This is a genomic window from Fluviicoccus keumensis (assembly GCF_004217445.1).
Classification (GTDB): Bacteria; Pseudomonadota; Gammaproteobacteria; order Pseudomonadales; family Moraxellaceae; genus Fluviicoccus; species Fluviicoccus keumensis.
In genome coordinates this window covers 506,430-531,829 of sequence record NZ_SHKX01000010.1, presented here as the reverse complement: position 1 = coordinate 531,829, position 25,400 = coordinate 506,430, and the positions used below count along the sequence as shown (strand labels likewise).

Genomic DNA, 25,400 nt, shown 5'->3' with positions numbered 1-25,400 from the left:
GTTTGATGGATCAGACCAGGGATGGTCATTGCAGCACCGGAGCCGGCTTAGGCCGGCTCCTTTCTGTATCACTCAGAATTCTTAATAATTACGGTACTTTCCATGCATGTATCCCTCCTTGGCCGCCTCGCACATCACACCGTCATGGTGTGGGTGTGCCTGTTGGCCATGGCGGGGTCGGCCCTGGCCGCGCTTCCGCCGGCCGGCACCCGTATCCTGAATACGGCAACGGCCGAATACGATAATCCCATCAACGCAACGCAAAAGAAGAAGACAGCATCCAATACCACGGTCGTTGAAATCACGGCGGCTTTCCTGACGGCTGACCAGCTCGTCACCACCTCGCCCGGCAGCACGGTAACCTGGCAGCATGTGCTTTCCAACAATGGCAGCGCAGCGGACAACTACACGCTGAGCGTGTCGGATCTGGGCGGCGACAGCGGGGTCTTGTCCGGCCTGCATCTGGTGTTCGACGCCAACGGCAATGGTCAGGAGGACCCGGGTGAGGCCCTGCCGGATGGAACGGTCATCACCCTGAATTCCGGAGCGACCGCCAGTCTCCTGATCCGGGGGATCGTTCCGGTCAACGCGGACGAGGGCTTTCACTACAAAACGCGGCTGACGGTCGCTTCCAAGCTGGACCCGGCCGGGACGATGGTGCGGGATGATGATTCCGTGGTCTCCGGGCCGTTGATCCAGTTGACCAAGACCGTCAGCACCGCCGCCGCCAAGCGCGGCGACTCCCTGGTTTATACCCTGTCGATGATCAACCGCAACGCGTATCCGGCCTTGCCCGCCCTGGTCAGCATCAACGGCGCCATTGTGCCCCGGATGGTGGTGGATGATCCCATTCCGGCCAATGTCCGGCTCAAGGAAGCCCCGGTATACGCAGGGCCCGGTCAGGTGATCTACCATCTGGCCGAGTCCTCGGCCGGTTTGTACGTCACCACGCCGCCGACTGATTTCGCGCGGGTCGACCGCATCGGTCTGGCCTATACCAGCTTCAACGGGAATCAGTCGGACGAATTGCGTTTTACGGCGATCGTTCCCGACGATGTGGTCCAGAATACGGTCGCCAACCAGTTTACGTTCCTGCACCGCCTGGCCGACATTGACCGCACGGTCTTTTCCAATCCGGTGACGACGCTGGTGGAGTCCGGGCTGTCTCCCCGGATTGTCAACAAGGAAAAGCAGTATCTGGACCTGGCGCTGCGTATCCGGCAGGGCGATGACCTGTATCTGGAGGCAACCTGCTCGGCGTGTAATACCCAGTCCGGGCGACGCGATTACCTGGTGATTCAGGTTACTTCGGGCAATAACCCGAAAAATGACGGGGTGCTGAACAGCCCGTTGCCTGCATTCTATGACGCGCAAGGCAAGGATGCCGTGACGGTCACGGCGCTGGAAACCGGCCCGAACACGGGGGTTTTCCGGGTGGTGCACTTCGGCGAATGGACCGCCGCGCCCGGCGTCGATCCGGCCACCATCCCGACGATCGGTATCCCGACGCATGTGTATGGCGGCGGCGCCATTGATACGGCGGATGAATCCCTCGAAACGATCCGTCACGATATCCTGCAGGCGAAGATCCTCTTTTGCCTCAATCCCGATCTGAGCCACGGCCAAACCGTGAAAATCAGCAGTCAGGTACTGGTTGATCCGTTCGGCGTTGTTTTCGACAGCCAGACCAATCAGGAAATCAGCGGCGCGCAGGTCCGTCTTGTTTATGTGGATGGAGCCGGCAATGTGCTTCCCGATGCGGTCGATGTCTGGGATGACAACGGTGTTGCCTGTACTCCCGGCACCGCCAATCTTCCCGGAACGCCTGTCCCCGCGCCGGCCAAGGATCCTGATTGTGTCGGTAATGTCCTGACGACCACCGCCCAGGCCGGTAAAGAGGGGCAGTACCGCTTCCCCTTGGTCCAGCCCAGTATCCCGGGCGTGAAAGAGTATGCATTGCAGGTGACGCCGCCCGCCGGCTATGCCTTCCCCAGCACCTTCACCATCCCCGCCGGCTTCATGCGGGTGGTGGTCGCCGGTTCGCGCGGCGAGCGTTTTCAGGTAACGCCGGGATTGGGCCCGGTCGAAATCGACATCCCGCTTGATCCCCAGGCCTTGAAGGCCAGCCTTTTTGTCCGCAAGTCCAGCGACCGTACGGCCGTGGAGTTGGGTGAATTCGTGGACTACAAGCTGGAAGTCAGCAACGTCGGCAGCAAAAAGGCGATCGATGTGCAGGTTCAGGATCGACTGCCGGCCGGTTTCACCTATGTCGCCAATTCCGCCCGGGTCGACGGGGTGGCGAAGGAGCCGGACACCGGCAGCGGCATCATTCACTTCGACCTGGATGACATGGACATCAAGGCGGTCCGCACCATTACCTATCGTCTGCGGGTCGGCGCGGTAAGCCGTAACGGCGCCGCCATCAACATTGCCACCGCGACGGAAAATACGCCCGGCGGCGTTACCTCCAATGTGGCGTCCTACAAGGTGCGGGTCACGCCGGGCGTGTTTTCGACCGAAGGCTTCATTACCGGCAAGATCTATACGGACTGCAATCGCGACGGCGTTCAGGGCGTGGAGGAAGTGGGCGTTCCCGGAGTCCGGATGTATCTGGAGGACGGCACCTATGTCGTTTCGGATGTCGAGGGCAAATTCGACTTCTATGGCGTCCGCGCCAAGACCCACGTGCTGAAGCTCGACCGGACGACGCTGCCCCGCGATATCGAGGTGATTGAGCAGAGCGTCCGTAACGGCGGCGATCCCTTCAGCCGTTTCGTGGACCTCAAGCCTTCCGAGCTGCACCGCGCCGACTTTGCCGTAACCTCCGGTTCGGGAACCTGCGACGGTCCGGGCATGGAAGAGATCTTCCAGCGCCGCGCCGATGGCGACAAGGTGATCGGCGAGCTTGAGCGCAACCTGAAGGCCGATCTCCCGGTGGTGCCGGTCGTGTTGAGTGATGTGCGTTCGCTGCCCGCCTCCGGCTGCCTGCAAGGCGCGGACCAGACCTGCGGCGTGCACGGCAAGGCGAAAATGCCCGAGCTGGTCGAACAGATCAAGAGCCGGAAAGGCAAGAAGGCGCGCAAGGTCCAGTCCGACCTGGAAGGCTATCTGACCACCACGGACCGCAGCGCCGCCATCCTGAACCTGAAGGGCGGGGAAATCCTGCCCTCGCGTCAAACCGTCATTCAGGTCAAGGGTCAACTGGGGGCGACCTTCCAGTTGACGGTCAATGGTCGCGAAGTGCCGTTTACCCGGGTCGGCAAACGCATCACGGTGCAGGACACCCGGCTGGAAGGGCGGGAATACATCGGGGTGGATCTCGACGCGGGCCAGAACCTGATCGAGCTCAAACTGAAGGACCCGATGGGCAATTCGCGCGGCGAGGCCTCGGTGTCGGTCGTGGCGCCGGGCGAACTGGTGGCGTTGAAGCTGTTTGCACCCGGCGCCAGCCTGTCCGCCGATGGCGAAAGCATCCTGACCCTGAGCCTGATCCTGCATGACAAGGATGGCGTCCCGGTCACGTCGCGCACCCAGGTGACGGTGGAGGCCAACGCCGGTCAGATACTGGAAGAAGATCTGGACCCGAAGCAACCCGGCACCCAACTGTTTGTCGAGGGTGGGGAAACCACGCTGCACCTGCAGTCGCCGACCCAGCCCGGAGCCGGGGAGGTGGTGGTGCGTTCCGGCGTCCTGAAGGAAACCATGGCCGTGCGTTTCGTGCCGGAATTGCGGCCGATGATCGCCACCGGTATCGCCGAAGGCATGGTCAGCTTCAGGAATTTTGATACCGCCAAGGTCTCGCCGGCGATGGCCGCCGACGGCTTCGAGGAAGAGCTCACCAGCCTGTCCAGCAGTGACAACGGCCAGTTGAACACCACCGGACGGCTGGCCTTCTTCCTCAAGGGCAAGGTCAAGGGCGAATATCTGCTGACCATGGCCTACGATTCCGACAAGCCGTCGAGCCAGGCCCTGTTCCGCGATATCCGTCCCGAGGAGTATTACCCGGTTTATGGCGATGCCGCCGCCAAGGGTTTTGACGCGCAGTCGACCGGCAAGCTGTATGTCCGGGTTGACAAGGGCCGTTCCTATGCCTTGTTCGGCGACTACAACACCCGCATCGAGAATGCGCCCGCCATGGAGCTGGGCCAGTACAGCCGTTCGCTGACCGGTGTCCGGGCGCATCATGAAACGGCGACCGCCTCGACCACCGTCTTTGTCGCCCAGACCAACAGCAACCAGCAGACGCTGGAAATTCCCGCGCTGGGGGTTTCCGGGCCGTATGCGCTGGCCGGTGTCAACGGGCTGCTGGTCAACAGTGAAAAGGTCGAAATCATTCTGCGTGACCGCAACAATCCCGGCCTGATCCTGTCAACGCAGGCGCAGACCCGCTTCATCGACTACGAATTCGAACCGCTGACCGGCAGCCTGATCTTCAAGGCTCCGGTGCCCAGCCTGGACGCCAACCTCAATCCCTACTTCATCCGCGTCACCCTTGAAGTCGGTGACAATGGCCCGGAATACTGGGTTGGCGGCGTGCAAGGCCAGCAACAGCTCTCGGAGCGTTTGACCGTGGGCGCTGCGGCCGTTTCCGAGGATAACCCCGCCGACGCTTACAAACTGGGCAGCGTCAACGCCACCTACAAGCTGGATGCCGACACCCGCGTGACCGTCGAAGGTGCGGCTTCCGACCGCGAAAGCAAGGGCGTCGGCGCGGCCGGTAGGGTGGAAGTGGTCCATGAAAAGGGAACGGCCTACTGGCGTTTGTTCCATGCCCAGAGCGAATCGTCATTTGACAATACCGCCGCTTCCGTCAGCGCCGGTCGCGCCGAAAGCGGCGCCCGTCTGCGGGTCAACCTGCCGCAATGGGGCTTGTTCCGTGTCGAGGCCACTCGCACCGAAGATGCGTCCACAAACGGTGTGCGTCAGGGGCTGAAGGTCAGTCTGGAACGGAAGATCAATGAGCATCTGGGGCTGGAAGTCGGATCGCGCATTTATGACGAATCGCGTGCGGCGGCTTCTGTCAGCAGCCTGGGCGTTACGCCCTACGAAGGGGTGACGGCCTGGATGAAGCTGAACGCCCAGTTCGCGCGTCTGCCGGGCGCTTCGGCGTTCCTGGAGTACGAGCAGGATGTCAACGATCCCGAATTGCGCGTGGCTGCCATTGGCGGCGATTACCGACTGGGAACCCAGGGCCGTCTTTATGCCCGCCATGAACTGATTTCCAGCCTCTCGGGCGGCAATGCCCTCAACGACCAGCAAAAACGGAACACCACCGTCGTCGGGATTGAGGACGAATACATGAAGGATGGCCGCGTGTTCAGCGAATATCGCGTCCGCGATGCCATTACCGCCACCGAGTCGGAAGCGGCGGTGGGCTTGCGCAACCGCTGGTATCTGGCCAAGGATGTGCGCTTCAACACCAACCTGGAACGGACTACCACCCTCAAGGGTGCCGATGCCAACGACGCCACGGCCGTCAGCCTGGGCCTGGAATATCTGCCCAGCGAGCTGTGGAAGGCCACCGGCAAGCTGGATCTGCGCTGGGCCAAGGCTTCCAACACCATTCTCAACCAGCTGGGCCTGGCCTGGAAGCTGAGTCGTGACTGGACCTTGCTGACCCGCAATACCTTTAACCTGACCGACAACAAGACCACCGGCGACAAGGTGCTGGACCGCTTCCAGACCGGCCTGGCCTGGCGTCAGGTCGACAGCAACCGTTGGGATGCCCTGACCAAGCTGGAATATCGTCTGGAAGATGATCGCAGCAACAAGCTGGCCCTGATCGATCGCCGCTCGGTGATCGTGTCCGGTCACGTCAACTATCACCCGGTGCGCCGCCTGACGCTGGCCGGGAATGTTGCCGCCAAGAAAGTACAGGATGATTCCAACGGATTGCAGTCCGACAGCCTGACGCGCATGGCCGGTGTGCGCGTCATCCGGGACATCACGGAGCGCTGGGAGGCGAGTGTCCAGGGCGGACAGGTCTGGGATGACGGCGGGCAAAAGCGCTATGTCCTGGGTGTCGAAACCGGTTATCTGGCGATGGCGAATCTGTGGCTGTCTGCCGGTTACAACTTCCTGAGCTACAAGGATGCCGATCTGGTGGGGAACGATTACACGGTCAACGGCTTCTACCTCCGTTTCCGTTTCAAGTTTGATGAAGACCTCTTCAACGCCCGCAAACCCGGCATCAACAAGACCCTGGAGCCTGAAGAAAATGTCAGCCCGTAATCCGCGTCGTCTGGCGACATTGAGCCTGTGTTCCGCCCTGTGGCTGGCTGCCGGAGCGCATGCCGCCGAAGCCCTGAACCCGCAGGAGCAACGCATTACCGATCAGGCCGTCCAAGCGGATCTGAAGGGGCTGCAGGCTTTGCAGGACCGTATCGCCCGCGTCAACGCCGGCGGCATGGCCGCCGACAATTACTACTTGGTCAAGGCGCAGGCCTGGCTGGACTTCGCCACGCATGAGTATCATGAAAACGACCGCAGCCAGGTCATCGAGCAGGCGCTGGAACAGTCCTCGTGGCTGGTCGGGCAACTGGAGGGCGGCATCAGCGGCATTACGCTGGACACCCCGGTCATTCCCGAGTCACAGCGGCTGCGTGAGGATCTGTGGAAGATCGCCGCGGAATTGAAGCAGCATCAGGGGTTCTCCTGTGCCGCCGCGCCGCTGGCGGAAATGGAAGTCCGTCTGGTCTGGGCCGGTCACGAGAACAAGGAACTGGGCTGGCGTCATGCCCGCGAGCATTTCGCCGCCGCCGAGCGCCTGGCGAAGCGGGCGCAGAAGCTGGCGGATAACTGCATCTGCCCGCCGGAAGCGCCCAAGCCCTGCGCCAATATTGAAACGCCGGTCGTGGTTACGCCGCCGCCGGTTGTCCCGGCGGTTCCGGAACCGGTGAAACCGCCGCCCGCGCCCAGCCTGCTGGCGAACGTGCCCCGCAATATCCACTTCGGCCTGGACAAGTCCGATATCAACGCCATGTCGGCGAAGGTGCTGGAGCGCGTGGCGAAGATCCTGAAGACGTATCCGGCGATGAACATCACCCTGGAAGGCCATACCGATGCTCGCGCCAGCCAGGCCTATAACCTGAAGCTGTCGAAACGGCGCGTGGATGCGGTCAGCGCCTACCTGATCAAGCTGGGTGTAGCACCCGAGCGGATTTCCACCTATGCCCGCGGCATGGAGAACACCTTGAATGACGGGCAGGATGCGCTGGTGAACCATGCGCTGAGCCGTCGCGTCGAAATTCACTATCAAGGCGTGGAAATCGAGTCTTACGCCCAGCGCGATGATCTGCAGGTGGAAACCGCCAAGGTCAAACCGGCCGCCAAGGCCCGCAAGGCTAAAGCGAAGTCCGGCAAGTCCCCGCGCAAAACGCGCTGAGGCGGGGCCATCAAGAGAAAGAAAGGCCGCTCAGGGATGGGCGGCTTTTTCTTTGGCCTTGACTTTCAAGCGCAGGAAAACATCCCCGGCCGCCTGTGCCGCCACATCATGCACCAGCCAGCGCACATGCGTCACCGCCGGCGGGTAAATGCCTTCTTCGTTGCGATAATTGGCGCCGCCATCGACCGACACCAGGGTTTCCGCATTTTCACCGGACATGCCGCCCGGCTGGAAAACCATGCCCGGCGGCACCGGGTTGTCGATCGTGACGGTCGCGGCCGTCCCCTCTCCGGTGTTGACGTAATGAATGGTCACCAGCAAGGTGTCGCCCTCACGCAAGTGCGAGGCGGGCTCCAGGCGGACGCCGGTGCTGCCGTCGGCCAGCGCCTGCAACACTTCCTTCTGGGCGCTCATGCTCAGCTCGACATCGGCATGCGCCGCCGGAATGACGAGAAGACCCGGCAGGGCGGGGGACAGCAGGGACAAAATCAGGCGAAGCGCGTATTTCTTCATGGCGGGTGTAACGATCGGGCGGAATGGTCGTCTAACTATAGAAGGGTGTTGTCAGGCTGTCATCCCGCCCTCTATGCTTGTGCCACAAGAAAAGGGCCGGATTTCCCCCATGCAGGAAGATGAGGCATTCATTCGCCGTCTGGTTGCCCGTGACCAGGCGGCCTGCCGGCAACTGGTGCGGCAACACCATGGCCGTCTGGTGGCGGTTGCCCGCAGCCTGGTCGGACAAGCCGCCGAGGACGTGGTGCAGGACGCCTGGCTGCAGGCTTTCCGGGCGCTGCCGCGTTTCGAGGGACGCTCGACGCTGAATACCTGGCTGACCCGGATCGTATTGAACGCGGCGTACAGCCATCATCGCTATGATCGCTCCCGTCTGACCCAGTCGCTGGATGCCGTGCTGGAAGAGGGTATGCCGATGGCGGAGCGCTTTGACCGTTGGGGCCACTGGAACGACCCGCTGGCCTCCTGGACCGCCGATACCCCGGAAGACATCCTGGGACGGGAACAGCTGGCCCGGCGTCTGCAGCAGAAGGTGCAGGAGCTGCCCGAAGCCCAGCGTTTGGCCTGGCTGCTGCGTGACCAGTCCGGTCTGGAATTCGCCGAAATTGCGGAAACCCTGGGAACGACGCCGGCCAATGTCCGGGTCCTGTTGCACCGCGCGCGGTTGCGGCTGATGGAGATCATCAACCAGTTTGAAGAGGGCGCCTCATGTTGAGATGTCGCGATATCGTCCGTCATGGCGAAGCCTTCGTATCCGGCGAGATGCGCGGCTGGCGTCGCGCCGGCTTCTGGTTGCACCTGTTGTTCTGCCGCTACTGCCGCCGCTATATCCGGCAGTTGCGCACCACCCGGGCGGTTTCGCAGGCGCTGCCATTGGCGGAAGCGCCGGCGCCGGATGAACTGGATGTGCTGCTGGCCCGAATCCTGGAGGGCGCGCCCGCCCAGCCGTCCGCCGCTGAAAAGAAAGAGGGCGGCCTGTAAGCCGCCCCCTGTCCTCCCGATCGGGCTTTGCTGTCCGGTTCAGTTGTCGCTGTTCTGCAGGCTGAGTCCGCGCGTGGCCTGATCGAGGTAGCGGCTGTCGTTGGTGTTGCCCAGCTTGATCATCAGGCGCAGGTCGTTTGGCGCATCGGCGTGCTTGAGCGCGTCCTCGTAGGTGATTTCCCCGGCGGTATACAGGTCGAACAGCGCCTGGTCGAAGGTCTGCATGCCCAGTTCCCGCGACTTCTTCATCAGTTCCTTCAGGTTGTGCACTTCGCCCTTGCGGATGTAGTCGCTGGCCAGCGGCGTGTTCAGCAGCACTTCGATACAGGCGCGACGGGCTTTCCCGTCCGGCGTCGGCACCAGCTGCTGGGCGACGATGCCGCGCAGGTTCAGCGACAGGTCCATGAACAGCTGTTCGTGGCGGTCGGCGGGGAAGAAGTGGATGATGCGGTCCAGCGCCTGGTTGGCGTTGTTGGCGTGCAGGGTCGCCAGCACCAGGTGGCCGGTCTCGGCGAAGGCGATGGCGAAGTCCATGACCTCACGGGTCCGGATTTCACCGATCAGGATGACGTCGGGCGCCTGGCGCAGCGTGTTCTTCAGCGCCACTTCAAAGCTTTCCGTATCCAGGCCGACTTCCCGCTGCGAAACCACGCAACCCTGATGCTGGTGCAGGAATTCGATCGGGTCCTCGATGGTGATGATGTGACCGCGCGAGTTGGTGTTGCGGTGGCCGATCATGGCCGCCAGCGACGTGGATTTACCCGTGCCGGTCGCCCCGACGAACATGATGATGCCGCGCTTGGTCATCGCCAGTTCCTTGATGATCTCCGGCAGCTTCAGGTCGTCGACTTTCGGGATATTGGTCTCGATGCGGCGCAACACCATGCTCGCCATGTTGCGCTGATAGTAGGCGCTGACCCGGAAACGGCCGATGCCGCGCGCCGAGATGGCGAAGTTGCATTCCTTGGTGCGCTGGAATTCCAGGCGCTGGTCCTCGGACATGATGCTCAGCACCACCTCGCGGGCCACGTCCGGGGTCAGCGGGTTCTTGGTGATGGGGACCATCTTGCCGTTCAGCTTGATGGAAGGAGGAATCCCGGCGGAGATGAACATGTCGGAACCGCCTTTTTCGACCATCAGCTTCAACAGGTCATCAAAATCCATGATTCAGCTCCACATCAGAAATTATCGGGGATCTTCGCGGCCGACTTGGCGACGGCCGGAGAAATGACCCCCTTGGCGACCAGGTTTTTCAGGCACTGGTCGAGGGTTTGCATGCCCTGCGAGGCGCCGGTCTGGATGGCCGAGTACATCTGGGCAACCTTGTTTTCCCGGATCAGGTTACGGATCGCGGGAGTGCCGATCATGATTTCATGCGCTGCGACGCGGCCGCCGCCGTTCTTCTTCAGCAGTGTCTGGGAAATAACAGCCTGCAGCGATTCCGACAACATGGCGCGCACCATGTCCTTTTCTTCCGCCGGGAACACGTCGACCACGCGGTCGATGGTCTTGGCGGCGGAGGTGGTGTGCAGGGTGCCGAACACCAGGTGGCCCGTTTCCGCAGCGGTCAGCGCCAGGCGGATGGTTTCCAGGTCGCGCATTTCGCCGACGAGGATGATGTCCGGGTCTTCCCGCAGGGCGGAGCGCAGCGCTTCGTTGAAGCCGTGGGTGTCGCGGTGGACTTCGCGCTGGTTGATCAGGCACTTCTTCGACTGGTGCACGAATTCGATCGGATCCTCGATGGTGAGGATGTGGTCGAAGCGGGTGCCGTTGATGTAGTCCAGCATCGCCGCCAGCGTCGTCGACTTGCCGGAACCGGTGGGGCCGGTCACCAGCACCACGCCGCGCGGGTATTCGCTGATGTCCTTGAAGATCTGGCCCATGCCCAGGTCTTCCATGCTCAGCACCTTCGAGGGAATGGTCCGCAGCACGGCGCCGGCGCCGCGGTTGTGGTTGAAGGCGTTGACGCGGAAGCGGGACACGCCCGGCACTTCGAACGAGAAGTCGGTTTCGAGGAATTCTTCGTAATCGCGGCGCTGCTTGTCGTTCATGATGTCGTAGACAAGGCGGTGGACTTCCTTGTGTTCCAGCGGCGGCAGGTTGATGCGGCGCACTTCGCCGTCAACGCGGATCATCGGGGGCAGACCGGCCGAGAGGTGCAAGTCAGAGGCGCCGTTTTTGGCGGAGAACGCCAGCAGTTCCGTGATATCCATGGGGGCTCCAGAATTTGCGGGGCGAAATGTCAGCACCCGTCAGGTTTTTTTATAGAATAGGCTAACTTAATGCTTTCATCAGGTCGCTTCAAGCATGACAGACATTCCTTTTCAACTCGAGGCCGTTCGTAACCGGATTACCGCCGCTTGCAGGCTTTCCGGCCGGCCGCCGGAGAGTGTCCGGCTGCTGGCGGTCAGCAAGACGCGAACCGCGGCGGAGGTGGAGCGGGCCATGGCGGCCGGGCAGTTGGCCTTTGGTGAGAATTATGTGCAGGAAGCCGTCGACAAAATACGGACCCTGTCACATTTGCCGCTGGAATGGCACTTGATCGGGCCGTTGCAGAGCAACAAGACCGCCGAGGTCGCGGCGCATTTCGCCTGGGTGCACAGCGTCGACCGGCTGAAGATCGCCCGGCGCCTGTCGGAGCAGCGTCCGGCGGGCCTGCCGCCGTTGAATATTTGCCTGCAGGTGAATATTGATGATGAGGACAGCAAGTCGGGTTGTGCGCCCGAGGACGTCGAGGCGCTGGCCCGCGCGGTGTTGTCCTTGCCGAATGTGCGCCTGCGCGGCCTGATGACGATTCCCCGTCCGGGCAATACGCCGGCGTTTGCCGCGCTTTCCGCGCTGCGCGACCGGCTGCTGGCAAACATTCCTGCCCTTGCGGCGTCTGGCTTTGATACACTCTCCATGGGCATGTCCGACGATCTGGAGCCGGCCATCGCCGCCGGCAGCACGCTGGTGCGGGTCGGGACAGCCATCTTCGGTGAACGCGCAACACGAAAGCAGGAAACCCAGGCAACATGACTATCACGATCGGATTCATTGGCGCGGGCAACATGGCCGGCGCACTGGCGGGCGGTTTGCTGGCCCGCGGCCACGCCCCGGAACGGCTGGCGCTGTCGGATACCAGCGAGCAGCAGTTGCAGGCCTTCCGAAGCCAGGGCGTCTGGACCACGCAGGACAACCAGGCGCTGGCCGCCCGCGCCGATGTGCTGGTGCTGGCCGTCAAGCCGCAGGTGTTGAAGGACGTGCTGAAGCCGCTGGCCGGTATCGTGCAGGCGCGCCGGCCCCTGATCGTCTCCATCGCCGCCGGCATTCCGGCCGCCAGCATCGAGCGCTGGCTGGGCGGCAACCTCGCCATCGTCCGCGCCATGCCCAATACCCCGGCGCTGGTGCAGGCGGGCGCTACCGGCCTGTATGCCAACCCCCGCGTTGACGAGACCTTGCGCGCCCGGGCGGCGGAAATCCTCGGGGCGGTCGGCATCACGGTCTGGGTGGAGGATGAGGCGCTGATTGACAGTGTGACGGCCGTTTCCGGTTCCGGTCCCGCCTACTTCTTCTACGTGATGGAAGCGATGGTCGCCGCCGGGCGCAGCCTGGGCCTGGATGAAGCCACCGCCCGTTCGCTGACCCTGCAGACCGCTCTCGGCGCCGCCCAGATGGCCATTACCGCCGATGCCGGGCCGGAAGAACTGCGCCGCCGCGTGACGTCTCCCGGCGGCACCACCGAGCGCGCCATTGCCGCCCTGGACGCCGGCAAAGTCCGTGAAGCATTCGCCAACGCCTTGCAGGCCTGCGCCGCCCGCGGCGCCGAACTGGCGGACGTACTGGGAGGGCAGGACTGACCATGAACGCCATGAGCCAGTTGCTGAACCTGTTGCTGGGCACCGCCGGGCATATCCTGCTGCTGCTGATGTGGTTGCGCTACCTGATGCAGTTGGTGCAGGCCGATTTCTACAACCCGGTGGCGCAAGGCATTGTCCGCGCCACCGATCCCTTGCTGAGACCGTTGCGCGCCTCGCTGCCGCGTTCGCGCTTCCATGACTGGGCCGCCTTGCTGGCCATTGTCCTGGTGCAGTTGCTGCTGCTGACGGGCCTGAGCCTGGTCAATACCGGGGCCACCCTGCCGCCCTTGCTGCTGGTGTTCCAGGCGGTGTTCGGCCTGTTGTGGATGATGACCGAATTCTTTTTCTGGCTGCTGCTGGTCAGTGTTGTCCTCAGCTGGATCGCGCAGGGGTATCACCCGGTAACGGCGATGATCAACCAGTTGGCGCAGCCGGTGATGGCGCCGTTCCGCCGTCTGCTGCCGTCCATGGGCGGGCTGGACCTGTCGCCGATCTTTGCCTTCCTGGCGATCCAGGTGGTGCAGATCCTGCTGAAAAGCGTGGCGGCCCCTCTGGCGGGAATGCTGCTCTGAGCATCGCCGGTCCGGTGCGTCGGGACGGGGAGGACTATATCCTGTCCCTGCATGTGCAGCCCGGGGCGCGCCGTTCCGGACTGGACGGCCTGCATGGCGACGCCATCAAGGTGCGGCTGCAGGCCCCGCCGGTGGACGGAAAGGCCAATGATGAACTTTGCCGTTTTATTGCCGGACTTTTTCAGGTAAAACGACAGGATGTTTCTTTGATCAGCGGGGAAACCAGCCGTCAGAAGCGGATCCGCATAGCACGGGCCGCCGGCTTGCCCGACGCAATAAAAACAATGGTACAGGGGACGGAAACGTGACTCAGGCAGTTCAGGTCGGAGACCGGTTGCTGACCGGCATCCAGGCGTTCAGCGCGTGGAAGTTGTCGATCGCCACGGAAATCAAGCGCTACCGCATGTGGCTGCACCAGCAGGGGCTCAGCACGGTCGATCTTGACGACAAGCTGGCGCGCTGCCTGCGCGCCTTTACCACGGACCGCATCCTGCTGGCTTTCGTCGGCGAATTTTCCCGCGGCAAGACCGAACTGATCAATGCCTTGCTCGGCAGACACTTCAAATCCCGGCTTTTCCCTACCCGTATCGGCCGCACCACCATGTGTCCGACGGAAGTGTTCTACGATCCGCAATCCAACTCGCCCTACATCAAGCTGTTGCCGATCCAGACCCGCAACAGCGGCACGCCGCTGTCGTCCTATCGCCGCCAGCTGGAACACTGGGCGCATCTGGACATCGACCTGAACAGCCCGCAGTCCATGCAGCGCGCCTTCGAGGAGGTCGCCAAGACCCGCGAAGTGCCGACCCAGGTGGCGGAAAGCCTGGGTTTCGAAGTGGAATTCCTGGAGTCGTCGTCGAAGAAGGAGGGCTATGTCCATATCCCGTCCTGGCGTCACGCCCTGATCAACCTCGATCACCCCCTGCTGCGGCTGGGCCTGTCGATCATCGACACCCCCGGCCTGAACGCCCTGGGCCTGGAGCCGGAACTGACGCTGAGCTTCCTGCCCGACGCGCATGCGCTGCTGTTCGTGCTGTCCGCCGAATGCGGCGTCACCGCCAGCGACTTCGCGATCTGGAACAACCACGTCCGCGACCTGGCGGCGCGCAGCAATACCGCGCTGTACGCGATCATCAACAAGATCGACCTGCTGGAGGAGGAAGACGTTGACTACCTGCCCGTCAACGCCGAGGAAAGCCTGCGCCGCATGGTCCGCCTTTCCGCCCGCCAGTTGCACCTGCCTGACCACAACGTCATGCCGCTCAGCGCCAAGCAGGCGATGCGCGCCCATATCCATGACGACCCCGACCGCCTGGACAAGAGCCATATCACCGATCTGGAAATGGCGCTGGCCGGTTCCGTGATTTCCGCGCGCGAGCAGTCGTTGCGCAACACCACGCTCAAGGAGGTGATCGAGATGGTCGACACCAGCCTGAACTCGCTGGTGGCGCAACGCGAATCGCTGAAGGAAGAGCACAGCATTTTCAGCCGCAACGAGAAGGATGTCGAAGTCGAGCTGGTCGGCCTGACCCGTCTGGTGCGCCGCGACCAGGAAAAGCACAGCCAGCGGCTGGTGATCCTGCAGGAAGGCAAGGTGCAGCTGGAGCAGCATCTGGCGCGTATCGGCGAGGTCGTGGGTGACGACAAGCTGGAGTGGCATTTCAATCGCGCCCGCGAGGCCACCAAGAACACCCTGAATTTCGGGGTGGCGACAGCGGTGGGGATTTTCTTCCAGGGGCTGAAGCTGGACATGCGCCGGTTGCGCGACGAACTGGACGGTTCGCGGCAAACGGTCGACAAGATCTACCAGCGCTACTTCCAGGAGGTCGGCGCTACCGGCGTGCAATATCCCGATATCAATATCGACCCCTTTATCGACGAGTTCGGCGAGCTGGAAAAACAGGCTGCGCCTTACAAGAACCGTTTCGGCAATCTGCTGGCCAGTCAGGAGAAGGTCTTCGACCACTTCTTCGAAACCCTGGCCCGCGAAGCCAAGAATCTCTACGAGAAGGCCCGCGAAGAAGCGCTGCGCTGGTGCAAGCAGTCGCTGGCGCCGCTGATGCAGCAGACGCTGGAGGCCAAGAAGCGCATTGACGAACAATTGCAGCGGCTGGAACATCTGCAGATGATCGACGCCACCCGCGACCAGCGGCTGGTCAGCATCCAGCACCAGTTGGAGCTGCTGGACGAACAGGAAAAATTCCTGATCGAGGTTTCCTTCCGTCTGCAGCCGGTCGAACTGGTCTGACGAAACGGTCATCCCGCGCGTGATCATGCCGGGTGGCCGTTCACCTCTTGAGCCTGTCCCCGTAATCCCCGACAATGCGGGCCGAATCCCCTGATCCCCGGTTTCAACCATGAAGCTTGCCTTTCCCGAATGCGGGGCCGCGCTGCTGCTGCCCCTGACCCTGCCGGCGGTATTCCCGGCGCCTGAAGGCAACACCCCGCTGGGCCTGTCGCTGGCCTGGCTGGTATGTATGCTGGCGTTGGCGTTACCCGCCGCCTTCCTGGAGTTTGCGCTGGTGCGCCGCAGCCGTCAGTGGCCGCTGGCGGGCATCGCCGCCATCACCCGCGACAGTGACGCCCGGACCGCCTGGCGCGGGCTCGTCCCCTTCGGCATGGGACTGTTGGCCGTGCTGGCGGCCTTGTCGGTCGGCGCCGGCGCGGACTTTGTGCCCGACGAACCATCCTGGCTGGCGGACGCCACACCCTGGGCGCTGCTGGCGGTGGCGGCCGGAATCGCCTGGGTGGGCGCATCACGGGTGCTGGGCGTCGGCGGTGTGCTGGCGGCCGGTGCGGTGATGACCGCCGTGGTCTTGGGCGGGCCGAATGTCCATTTTGCGCTGCCGACCGCCGAGGGCTGGCGTTATGCGGCTTTGCTGGCCTTGTTGTCCGGCGGGGCCGGAGCCGGCGTCCAGGCCTGGCTGGCGCAGCGCCGTCCGGGTGATGACTCCGCCGCTGCATCAATCCTGCCGTTTTGGGGGCTGCAGGTGCTGGCCGGTATCCTGGCGCTGATGGCCGGGGATATCCGGCACCAGCCCGCCGTCTGCGCCTACCTGGTCCCGGCCTTGTTTGCGACGGCGCTGATGCTGGATGTGCTGATGCAGCAGTTGCAGTCCCGCGGTCGTTCGAAGCCGGTCGCGCTGGCGATCGCGGCCGGGGGCGTCGGGGCGTTGGTCATCCCGGCGGGCGTCCCCACTTTCCTGACGCTGGTGCAGTTGGGCGGGTTGCTGCCCTTGCTGGTCCTGGCGGTTTTTGTGGGCTGGGTGATGAAGATCAGTCATGTCCGCAAGGCGCTGAACCTGCCGTCCGAAGGGGTCTATAACCTGTGGCGGGTCGCCGTGCGCCTGCTGGTGCCCGGCGTCTGCCTGTGGGTCATGGCCGGTGTGTTCCTGTGAGCGATGACCGCCTGATTGCCGTCGAGGTGGCCTATGCGCTGCCGGAACGGCAATGGGTGATCGCCTTGCAGGTGCCGGAAGGCGCGACGCTTTATGATGCGGCGGTCCGGTCGCGGATCGTCGAGAAAGTCCCGGGGCTGGACCTGGATAACGCCAGCCTGGGCGTTTTTGGCAAGATTGAGAAAAATCCCCGGGAGCGGGTGTTGCGCGAGGGGGAGCGGGTCGAAATTTACCGGCCACTGCTGGTCGACCCCAAGGATGCCCGCAGGGAGCGCGCCGCCAAGGCGCGCGAGGCCCGGTCGGGCGGGGCCTAGAGCGGCTCGGCGTTCAGGCCGCGGTCACGGCTGGGCAGGGCGCCCTGACTTTTTTCCGGCAGCGTTTCGAGTCCTTCAATGGCCGAAACCTTGCCGTTCGTGAAGCGCACCACCAGATGCTGGTTGGTGACCGGCTTCAGCCCGGCCTGACGGGCATAGGTGCCCGGTTGGAAGGTATAGACGTAATCCCAGCGGTCGGTGGTCAGCGGATCGTCCACCATCGGGGTGCCCAGGATGTAGCGCACCTGTGCGGGCGTCATGCCGGTCTTGAGGCGGGACGCGGTCTCACGCGTCACCGGGTTGCCTTGCGGCAGGTCAATGGTATAGACATGCAGGGCGTTGCAACCACCCAGCAGGCTCAGGGAACAGAACAGGGCCACCTTCAGCTTTTGCCGCACAATCGACCATCCTCACTTGTTTGACGCGAAGCATAAGCTGATAATCCTACATCATTCTAGCGTTATTCTGTTATGAGGCCCGTTCCCATGCCATTGAGTAATCAGGACCTGCGCAAGGCAGGACTGAAAGTCACCCTGCCGCGCATCAAGATTCTGGAGTTGCTGGAAAGCTCGCCGGTGCACCACCTGAGCGCCGAAGATGTCTACAAGGCATTGCTGGAGCAGGGTGAGGATGTCGGGCTGGCGACCGTCTACCGCGTGCTGACCCAGTTCGAGGCCGCCGGCATTGTCGAGCGCCACCACTTCGAGGGCGGGCATTCCGTGTTCGAAATCAGCCAGGGCGAGCATCACGACCATATCGTCTGCGTTACCTGCGGCAAGGTGCTGGAATTCCATGACGAGGTGATCGAGGAGCAGCAACGCAAGGTGGCGGATTCGATGGGCTTCGTGTTGACCGGGCATGCCCTGCATCTTTACGGCGTCTGCAACCGCCCCGAGTGTCGCGAACAGTACGGCGCCAAGCGCTGAGCCGCGTGACCGCCGCCGGTATTCACCGGCGGTTTCCGTTTTACTCCCCGAAGCGTTCGTTGACCTGATTGAAAACCCAGGTCGCCAATCCCACGATCAGCAGGGTCGAAAACGCCCGCCAGACCAGATCGTCGCGTTCGATAAAATCCCATACCGCCAGAATGCTGATGACCGTGCAGAACAGCAGGCACAGCGAAATCACGGCAAACGACAGGCTGCGCACCAACGCCGGGTTGATGAAACCGCGCCGGGGCGGTTCGGGCGGGCGTGCGCGCCGGGTGTCGGGATCGGGAAACTCCATCGCTCAGGCTCCGGGTGAAGGGGGAATCCGGATGGTGCGCTGAAAACCCGGCCTTGCCAAGGCGAGGCGACGGCGTTTGTCGTATGGCTTGTGTCATCAATCGCCCGGATTCTGGCGCAAAGAAGAGCGGGCGGTCATACTCCGGGGTGTTCCCCTTTTTCGGCATCCGGATGACCCATGAGCGTTCCTTCTTCCAGCCGGCCGTTGGCCGACCGCATGCGTCCCCAGACCCTCGACGAGGTGTTCGGTCAGGAGCATTTGCTGGGGCCGGGCGCACCGCTGCGCATCCTGCTGGATAACGGCCAGTGCCCGTCGCTGGTGTTCTGGGGGCCGCCCGGCGTCGGCAAGACGACGCTGGCGCGGCTGGTGGCGCGCTATGTCGATGCCGATTTCATTGCGCTGTCGGCGGTGCTGGCCGGGGTGAAGGAGTTGCGCGAGGCGGTGGCGCGCGCCCAGCAGCAGGCGCAAGGCCTGCTGGCCCGCCGCACCGTGCTGTTTGTCGATGAAATCCACCGCTTCAACAAGTCGCAACAGGATGCGTTGCTGCCTTATGTCGAAGACGGCACCATCACCCTGATCGGCGCCACCACCGAAAACCCTTCCTTTGAACTTAATTCGGCCCTCTTGTCCCGGTTGCGGGTGATGGTGCTGAAGCCGCTGACCGCGGACAGCCTGCTGGGACTGCTGCAGCGCGCCCTGACACTGCCCGAGCGCGGCTTGGGCGCGGCGGCGGACAGCCTGCCGCCTGAGTGGTTGGAGCGGGTTGCGGGCATGGCCGACGGCGACGCCCGCAAGGCGCTGGTGCTGCTGGAAACGGTCTACGAACTGGCCCGCGCCGAAGGCGGCGCCGATGACGCCGTGCTGGAGCGCTTCCTGGGCAAGGGCCTGCGTCGCTTCGACAAGGGCGGCGAGCAGTTCTATGACCAGATTTCGGCGCTGCACAAATCGGTGCGCGGCTCGGATCCGGATGGCGCGCTGTACTGGCTGGCGCGGATGCTGGACGGCGGCTGCGATCCCGGCTATGTCGCCCGCCGCCTGTTGCGCATGGCGGTGGAAGATATCGGCGTCGCGGATCCGCGCGCCTTGCAGGTGGCGCTGGAAGGGTGGCAGGCGTTCGACCGGCTGGGCAGCCCCGAAGGCGAACTGGCGCTGGCGAATGTGGCGGTTTACCTGGCCTGCTGCTCCAAGAGCAACGCGGTCTATACCGCCTGGAAGGCTGTCCGCGCCGCCATCGAGCAGACCGGCAGCCTGGAGGTGCCGATGCATATCCGCAACGCTCCGACCAAGCTGATGAAGGAGCTGGGTTACGGCACCGGTTATCGCTATGACCATGATGAGCCGGGCGGGCATGCCGTGGGGCAGCAGTTCCTGCCGGATCGGTTGCACGGCCGAGTTTTCTACGAACCGACCGATCGTGGTCTGGAAGCGCGGATTGGCGAGCGGCTGCGGCAGTTGCGGGGGCAAACGTGATTGACGCCGGTACGCTCCATCTCGACCAGTGCGGCCCGCAGGCAGGCCTTCCTCCGTTCTGGCGGTTGGGCGTTCTCACGGCCAATGCCCAACCGGTGATCTGGCCGATGGACTATCGACGCGGCCTGCTGTTGCAGGCCGGTCCGAAGGCGGCGGCGAATACCGACCGGCTGTTGGAGAACTGCCTCCTGCAAGTGCTGCTGCAAAGCCCGTCGTCCGGATGCCGGATTACCGTCTGTGATTCCGGTCTTTCCGCGCGCTTCCCCGCGCTGGATGAACTGCAACGGCAGACAGGCGATCAAGCCGTCCGCCGGATCTCCGATCGCCGTCAGATCACCGCCCACGTCGCCGCCCAGGTGGACAAGGCCCGTAACCGGCGGGTGCAGCTGGCGCGCGAGCGCTTGCCGGACTGGATCAGCTGTCTGGCGGCGCGTCGTGTGACGGAACCGGTCGAGTTTCTGGTCTTGCCGGGGTTGTGGGGCGATTTCGAATTGCTGGACAACCTGCGTGAGTTGTTCCGGTCCGGCGGCGTACTGGGCATCATCCCGATAGTCGTGCTTGGCTGTCCGCCTGTCCGTTATCAGGACAACGCCCAACAGGCGGAAGCGGAGGCCGTGCTGGAAGACATTCGTCAGGCGGCCCTGCAGTTGCTGGTGGATAAGGATGGCGGGCTGGATGTGCGTGATCCCGCATTGGGGTTGCTGGCGGATCTGTACCGTTTTTTTGCCCCGGTCGTCGACTCGCCGGAGGAGGAGGCGCGCCAGCGGGCGACCAGCCGTATCGTCGCAGCCTTGAAGCAGACGCCGCCAATGGCGGTCGGCGGCGAAGAAGGGGTGGTGATTCCGGTGGGAAGCCTGCGGGGCAGTCCCTTCAGCCTGTCGCTGGGCGGTGCGGCGCACGTGCACCATGCGTTGGTTGCCGGGATTACCCGCAGCGGCAAGACGTCGCTCCTGCAGTTGCTGGCGACCCGGTTGTGCCAGGCATATCCGCCGTCGCAGGTCAGGTTGTTCCTTCTGGACGACAAGGACGGTTTCAGTTTCAGCTTGTTCGGCGAGCTGCCGCATGTTGAGTGGCTGCATCAGGGGCTGCGCGGTTCCGGGGCGCTGCAGCCCGTATTGGCGGTGTTTGCCGCCGAAGCGGACAGGCGCACCCGTCTGCTGCGCGAGGCTGGGCCAGGCATCAGCAGCCTTGAGGCTTACAATCGATGGGCACCGATGCCGATACCCCGCTGGTTCCTGCTGGTTGACGATATTGATGCCGCCCTGATGGCGGCGGAAGACGGCGTCCGGTTACGGGAAGACCTGCGGATGTTGTTGCGGTCGGGGGCATCGCTGGGCTTGCATGCGGTCTTCAGCGCCCAGTCATGCTCGGACAGCCTGCTGGACGCGGCCTGCCGGGCCCAGATGCGGCTCAAGATTGCGTTACGGATGGGCAACAGCGCCGAGAGCGAGGCATTGTTCGGTCGCTTGAATGAGGCGGCGCTGGCGATGCCGCCGTTCCAGGCGCTGGTGAACACTAGCGATGGCGACCCTGAAGGCAACCTGCGCGTTGAACTCGACCACCTGCCCGAGATCCCCGATCTGGCCCGCGCCCTGGATGCCTTGCGGGAGCGTTATCCCCTGAAACCTGTCGCTGCGGAGGCTTGGTCATGAAATTGTTGACGGCGCATGATTTCACGCAATACCTGCAGGCGTTGACACAAGCCCGGGCCAGTCAGCAACTGGAACCGATCCGGATGCTGATGGCGCAGTACCGCAGCGTACTGGTGCATTTTCCGCATCTGCAGGAAGAACTGGCCGCGTTCACCGAGCCGGATGCCGATCGGGATTACGGTATTGTCGGGCTGTCGCTGAAACAGGGCCTGAGCGCGCTGGAAAAGCTGTTGGAAGCCGTCGAGAAGGCGCGTGGCGAATGGGGCGAGGAGCTGGCGACCGACGAAATCATGGCGGCGGCCGAACTCTACAGCACGCGGGTTGCCCAACAATCCTTGCAGCGCAGTCTGGCGGCGCTGCGTCAGCGCCGCGAGCGCGAGCGCCGGGCCGCTCAGGAACTGGCGCGTCGTCATGCCGAGGAACAGGCGGAGCTGCGCCGGAATATCCCGGAAGCGCAGGAGTCACAGATCCGGATTCTGTCCGAGGCCCGCCGCGAGGCCGAGGAGCGTGCGCAGGAGGAACAGGCGGCCCGTGACCGCAAGCGCCTGGAAATTGCCGAAGGGCAGTTCACCGGCTGGCGGAAAATAAGCCGCGAGGGTGTGCCGGTTCCGGCTTCCGAGGCGCGCTGGGCTGCGGTGACGGACCGTCGCAGCGGCCTGATGTGGGCGGTGAACTGGGAACCGCAGGATAATTTCCCCAATCGCGGGGAGCTGACCTGGTACAACCCTGACCGCGCCGCCAATGGCGGCAGCCCGGGCAACCCCAATCGCGGCAACAATATCCACGCCTGGTTGCACCGGGTCAACGCGGAAGGGTGGTGCGGCTATCAGGACTGGCGCATTCCGACCCTGGATGAACTGTCGACCCTGATCACCGGCGGCATTCACACCTACTACCACATCCGTGAGGATATCTTCCACGACATGGGAGGACTGGGCAGCCGCTTCTGGACGGCAACCCCGGACCCGGACTCCCGCAGTTCGGCCTATGCCGTCTACTTCGGCTATGGGCATGCCGGCGTGACGATGAAAACCCATCCCCTGTTCCTGCGTCTGGTGCGCACCGCCGCGCCCGAGAACCTGACATGACCTGTTCCTTCGATACGCCCCCCGACCGCCGGGGTTCCGACAGCCTGAAATGGCAGAAATACGCCGGTCGCGACATCCTGCCGATGTGGGTGGCTGACATGGATTTCGCCGCGCCGCCCGCGGTGCTGGCGGCCTTGCAGGCACGGCTGGCGCACGGGGTGTTCGGCTATGGCGCGCCACCGGAATTCGCGCCGGTGATTGCCGACGCCCTGCAACGCGATTACGATTGGACCGTGCAACCGGACTGGATCGTGCCGCTGCCGGGGCTGGTGTGCGGCCTCAATGTCGCCGCCCGCGCCATTGGCGAAGCCGGTGATGCGTTGCTGACGGCGACACCGGTCTATCCGCACCTGTTCACCAGCGCTGCCAATCAGGATCGGGCAAGTCTCCGTATCGGTCTGGACCCCGCACACGACTGGACCTGGGACATCGCGGCCCTGCGTGCCGCTACTACGGCGCGGACACGGGGGCTGATGCTGTGCCATCCGCACAATCCGATCGGCCGGGTATGGAATGCCGGGGAGTTGCAGGCAATCGCCGAACATGCCGCCACGCATGACCTGATCGTGGTCAGCGATGAAATCCATTGCGACCTGATCCTGGAGCCGGGCTTGCGGCATCGCCCCTTCGCCCTGCAATCCGCCGACGCGGCGTCCCGCTCGATCACGCTGATGGCCCCGTCCAAGACCTATAACATTCCCGGCCTGGGCGCAGCCGTTGCCGTGATCCCCTCGGACAGCCTGCGCCGCCGATTCGGGAAGGCGATGGCGGGCATCGTTCCGCATGTGAATATCCTGGGCTACGCCGCCACCGTGGCCGCCTACCGGGACTGCACGGCCTGGCGGGCGGAACTGCTGGATTACCTGCGTGGCAACCGTGAGCGGGTGATGACGCTGGACGGTGTCGGCGGCTTGCGCGTGGTAAAGCCGGAGGCGACCTATCTGGCGTGGATCGATTGCCGGGCGCTGGGCGTGGATGATCCCCAGCGGTTTTTCGAGGAAGCCGGCGTCGGCTTGTCGCCGGGGCGCGATTTCGGGGCGGAAGGCTTTGTGCGGCTGAATTTCGGCTGTTCGCGGGCATTGCTGGAGGAAGCCTTGCAGCGGATGCGGGCGGCGGTCTCCGGCTGACGCCGGTCAGCCGGGTTTCTTCAACAATCCCTGCAACGCCGCGAACGGCTTGTGCGTAGCCGGGGCCGGGCCTTCGTCCCGCGTCGTGATCGTGGCATTGCCGTCCTGATGCACATACTTGGCGTGTTCATGGTCGTGGCAGTACAGGCACAGCAACTCCCAGTTGCTGCCGTCGGGCGGATTGTTGTCGTGGTTGTGGTCGCGGTGATGCACGGTCAGCTGCGACAGGTTGGCGCGGGTGAACTCCCGCGTGCAGCGTCCGCACACCCAGGGGTACATCTTCAGCGCCTGCTCGCGGTAGCCCTGCTCACGGGCGGCGATGGCGCGGCGGGCTTCAGCGACGGTTTTGTCTTCAGTGCCGGACATGCGACAAGCTCCTTGGGTGCGGTTTGATCAGAACCGGCCCAGACTGTACCGGGGCGCGGTTCCCGGATTGCGGTAGGCATCCAGCTTCACCATGCGCCGGATGCCGGCGGCGATGGCATAGGGCGCGCTGCGTTGCACGAAGTTCGTGGCCCAGATCGGCGCGGAGCCGCCCGGATCGACATAGCCTTCCACCTCCATGAGTATGCCCCCGTCCGGCATGGGTGAAAAGCGCACCAGCGTTTCTTCCGCCAGCATGCGCACCAGCGGCGGCTTGGCTGGCAGGTAATTGACGGCGGAATGGGTCTTGACCAGCGCCAGCGGGCGCGAGGGCGTGGCCGGTTCGATGGTGGTGTGCAGGATCACGTCGCGGTCGGGCAGGCCCAGCGGGGCGTTGTGGACGATGTAGGTGAAATGCTCGGTGGAGGAGACGGTCTTCAGCAACTTGGCTTCCCGGACTTCCCAGAACCACTTCGGATAGTTGTCGAAATCGAACAGCACGCGCGCGATGGTATCGAGGTCGGCGTCCAGCTGGACTTCAATCTTGAACGAGCGGTAGCGCTTGCCGTCTTCCAGCTTGGCCCAGGTGCGGATGTCCCGACTTTGGTCATTCTTCACCAGCCGCCATTCCGAGCCCAGCCGGACAGTCAGCTCCTCGTCGTCCGGGTTGGCGGCCAGGGTGTGGCCGGTCAGGGCCAGGGTCATAAACGCGCAGCAACCGGCCGCTCGCCAGGAAATGGGCATGTCAAAGTCTCGATTATTGTTTTGGGGGCGACCGGCGTGACCGGCAGGTTCGGCGAGTATAGTGCATCACGCACTGTGACGGTGGGGGCTGGTGGTGTTGAATTCGGTCAGATGACCGCTTCCGCGCGGAATTCAGGCGGAAGCGGCCGGGTGGTCAGGCCTGATACAGGGACAGCTCGTGCATTTCCCGGATTTCCGGGGCCTGCTCCGACGGCCAGTCCACCACGGATAGGTGGATGCCGTTTTCCAGATGGTCGACATGCAAGGTATTCAGGTTGTGGATGCCCAGGCAGTGGTAGGCGACATCATCGCGGCCGGTGGCTTCGCGGTGGGCGGCGCGCAGCTTTTCCCCCAGCGCCAGCTCCAGGTTCTTGGCGTTGATGTAGGCGATTTCGACGGTATGGGCCCAGACCAGATAGGCATGGATGGTGAAGCGCGGCGGCTGGCCGTCGCGGGTTTCGGAAACGACAAACTCGGCGACGTACCAAGGCCAGTGAACGGCGGATTCGGGCATGACAGTAGGGCCTTTGATCGGGGCGCTGCCGGAAGGGCCGGGCGCACCGGCACGGCCAGTCGTTGGCAAGCTGCTGATTTGGAATGATTTTACGGTAGCATGACCGGCCGTGCCGGGCAATGGAGCGTGCTCGGGCCTTGCGCGCGAGTTGTTACAAGCTGTGACCACAATAATTTTATGGTTATTGCCTGTCCCGGCTCGCGGGTGTTACCGG

Annotated in this window: 24 protein-coding genes; 16 read left to right on the top strand and 8 right to left on the bottom strand. The window is 63.6% G+C overall.

The features are described 5' to 3' along the window. Positions 1-102: 102 nt before the first annotated feature. Both EV700_RS03450 and EV700_RS03445 read left to right on the top strand, forming a co-directional pair. Positions 103-6,231 carry a DUF11 domain-containing protein gene (locus tag EV700_RS03450; protein WP_130410946.1) on the top strand — a complete coding sequence of 2,043 codons (6,129 nt, stop codon included), beginning with the start codon at positions 103-105 and terminating at the stop codon, positions 6,229-6,231. Then, a complete protein-coding gene (locus EV700_RS03445) occupies positions 6,218-7,384 on the top strand; it encodes an OmpA family protein (RefSeq protein WP_165391313.1) in 1,167 nt (388 codons plus the stop codon). The genes EV700_RS03450 and EV700_RS03445 overlap by 14 nt, the downstream gene beginning before the upstream one ends. Positions 7,385-7,414: 30 nt before the next feature. Here EV700_RS03445 and EV700_RS03440 read toward each other — a convergent pair whose 3' ends face one another. Beyond that, entirely contained in the window at positions 7,415-7,897 is a 483-nt protein-coding gene (locus EV700_RS03440) for a DUF11 domain-containing protein (protein WP_130410944.1), read from the bottom strand. Positions 7,898-8,006: 109 nt separating this feature from the next. Between EV700_RS03440 and EV700_RS03435 the strand changes: the two genes are divergently transcribed. Continuing rightward, a complete protein-coding gene (locus tag EV700_RS03435) occupies positions 8,007-8,612 on the top strand; it encodes an RNA polymerase sigma factor (RefSeq protein WP_165391312.1) in 606 nt (201 codons plus the stop codon). Further along, complete coding sequence (locus tag EV700_RS03430; protein ID WP_130410942.1) at positions 8,606-8,878, top strand: anti-sigma factor; 273 nt, start codon at positions 8,606-8,608, stop codon at positions 8,876-8,878. The genes EV700_RS03435 and EV700_RS03430 overlap by 7 nt, the downstream gene beginning before the upstream one ends. Before the next feature lie 39 nt (positions 8,879-8,917). On the opposite strand, the gene EV700_RS03425 is transcribed toward EV700_RS03430, so the two are convergent. Both EV700_RS03425 and EV700_RS03420 read right to left on the bottom strand, forming a co-directional pair. Further along, complete coding sequence (locus EV700_RS03425) at positions 8,918-10,042, bottom strand: PilT/PilU family type 4a pilus ATPase (protein ID WP_130410941.1); 1,125 nt, start codon at positions 10,040-10,042, stop codon at positions 8,918-8,920. A 14-nt stretch (positions 10,043-10,056) separates the two neighbouring features. Continuing rightward, entirely contained in the window at positions 10,057-11,091 is a 1,035-nt protein-coding gene (locus EV700_RS03420) for a type IV pilus twitching motility protein PilT (protein WP_130410940.1), read from the bottom strand. Positions 11,092-11,185: 94 nt separating this feature from the next. On the opposite strand from EV700_RS03420, the gene EV700_RS03415 reads away from it, so the two are divergent. From EV700_RS03415 to EV700_RS03385, 7 genes are all read left to right on the top strand, one after another. Beyond that, complete coding sequence (locus EV700_RS03415) at positions 11,186-11,896, top strand: YggS family pyridoxal phosphate-dependent enzyme (RefSeq protein WP_130410939.1); 711 nt, start codon at positions 11,186-11,188, stop codon at positions 11,894-11,896. Further along, entirely contained in the window at positions 11,893-12,717 is an 825-nt protein-coding gene (gene proC / locus EV700_RS03410) for a pyrroline-5-carboxylate reductase (protein ID WP_130410938.1), read from the top strand. The genes EV700_RS03415 and proC overlap by 4 nt, the downstream gene beginning before the upstream one ends. Before the next feature lie 2 nt (positions 12,718-12,719). Next, positions 12,720-13,289 (top strand): YggT family protein, encoded by a 570-nt coding sequence (locus EV700_RS03405; RefSeq protein ID WP_130410937.1) that lies wholly within the window; start codon positions 12,720-12,722, stop codon positions 13,287-13,289. A 14-nt stretch (positions 13,290-13,303) separates the two neighbouring features. Continuing rightward, positions 13,304-13,597 carry a DUF167 domain-containing protein gene (locus EV700_RS17290; protein ID WP_130410936.1) on the top strand — a complete coding sequence of 98 codons (294 nt, stop codon included), beginning with the start codon at positions 13,304-13,306 and terminating at the stop codon, positions 13,595-13,597. Further along, a complete protein-coding gene (locus tag EV700_RS03395; protein WP_130410935.1) occupies positions 13,594-15,537 on the top strand; it encodes a dynamin family protein in 1,944 nt (647 codons plus the stop codon). Before EV700_RS17290 ends, EV700_RS03395 begins: the two co-directional genes overlap by 4 nt. 109 nt (positions 15,538-15,646) lie before the next feature. After that, positions 15,647-16,687, top strand: coding sequence for a hypothetical protein (locus EV700_RS03390; protein ID WP_130410934.1), 1,041 nt, complete (start codon positions 15,647-15,649; stop codon positions 16,685-16,687). Further along, the gene (locus EV700_RS03385; protein WP_207224559.1) at positions 16,684-17,001 is read left to right on the top strand and encodes an RnfH family protein; all 318 of its coding nucleotides are present in this window, start codon (positions 16,684-16,686) and stop codon (positions 16,999-17,001) included. Before EV700_RS03390 ends, EV700_RS03385 begins: the two co-directional genes overlap by 4 nt. On the opposite strand, the gene EV700_RS03380 is transcribed toward EV700_RS03385, so the two are convergent. Continuing rightward, positions 16,998-17,399: an outer membrane protein assembly factor BamE gene (locus EV700_RS03380; RefSeq protein WP_130410933.1), complete on the bottom strand. Its 402-nt coding sequence runs from the start codon at positions 17,397-17,399 to the stop codon at positions 16,998-17,000. The genes EV700_RS03385 and EV700_RS03380 overlap by 4 nt on opposite strands. Before the next feature lie 87 nt (positions 17,400-17,486). Between EV700_RS03380 and fur the strand changes: the two genes are divergently transcribed. Next, on the top strand, positions 17,487-17,927 hold the full coding sequence (fur, locus tag EV700_RS03375) for a ferric iron uptake transcriptional regulator (RefSeq protein WP_130410932.1): 441 nt from the start codon (positions 17,487-17,489) through the stop codon (positions 17,925-17,927). Positions 17,928-17,967: 40 nt separating this feature from the next. Here fur and EV700_RS03370 read toward each other — a convergent pair whose 3' ends face one another. After that, positions 17,968-18,228: a hypothetical protein gene (locus EV700_RS03370; protein WP_130410931.1), complete on the bottom strand. Its 261-nt coding sequence runs from the start codon at positions 18,226-18,228 to the stop codon at positions 17,968-17,970. 177 nt (positions 18,229-18,405) lie between these two features. On the opposite strand from EV700_RS03370, the gene EV700_RS03365 reads away from it, so the two are divergent. The 4 genes from EV700_RS03365 to EV700_RS03350 are packed head-to-tail and all read left to right on the top strand — an operon-like array spanning position 18,406 to position 23,565. Then, the gene (locus tag EV700_RS03365) at positions 18,406-19,698 is read left to right on the top strand and encodes a replication-associated recombination protein A (protein ID WP_130410930.1); all 1,293 of its coding nucleotides are present in this window, start codon (positions 18,406-18,408) and stop codon (positions 19,696-19,698) included. After that, positions 19,695-21,350, top strand: coding sequence for an FtsK/SpoIIIE domain-containing protein (locus tag EV700_RS03360; RefSeq protein WP_130410929.1), 1,656 nt, complete (start codon positions 19,695-19,697; stop codon positions 21,348-21,350). Before EV700_RS03365 ends, EV700_RS03360 begins: the two co-directional genes overlap by 4 nt. Next, positions 21,347-22,438, top strand: a complete 1,092-nt coding sequence (locus EV700_RS03355; protein ID WP_130410928.1) for an Lcl C-terminal domain-containing protein — start codon at positions 21,347-21,349, stop codon at positions 22,436-22,438. Before EV700_RS03360 ends, EV700_RS03355 begins: the two co-directional genes overlap by 4 nt. Continuing rightward, positions 22,435-23,565 carry a MalY/PatB family protein gene (locus EV700_RS03350; protein WP_130410927.1) on the top strand — a complete coding sequence of 377 codons (1,131 nt, stop codon included), beginning with the start codon at positions 22,435-22,437 and terminating at the stop codon, positions 23,563-23,565. Before EV700_RS03355 ends, EV700_RS03350 begins: the two co-directional genes overlap by 4 nt. Positions 23,566-23,571: 6 nt before the next feature. Here EV700_RS03350 and EV700_RS03345 read toward each other — a convergent pair whose 3' ends face one another. The 3 genes from EV700_RS03345 to EV700_RS03335 form a co-directional block, all read right to left on the bottom strand. After that, positions 23,572-23,931: a YajD family HNH nuclease gene (locus tag EV700_RS03345; RefSeq protein ID WP_130410926.1), complete on the bottom strand. Its 360-nt coding sequence runs from the start codon at positions 23,929-23,931 to the stop codon at positions 23,572-23,574. Positions 23,932-23,958: 27 nt separating this feature from the next. Beyond that, on the bottom strand, positions 23,959-24,633 hold the full coding sequence (locus EV700_RS03340) for an SRPBCC family protein (RefSeq protein WP_130410925.1): 675 nt from the start codon (positions 24,631-24,633) through the stop codon (positions 23,959-23,961). Positions 24,634-24,826: 193 nt separating this feature from the next. Next, a complete protein-coding gene (locus EV700_RS03335) occupies positions 24,827-25,186 on the bottom strand; it encodes a hypothetical protein (RefSeq protein ID WP_130410924.1) in 360 nt (119 codons plus the stop codon). Positions 25,187-25,400: the final 214 nt, after the last annotated feature.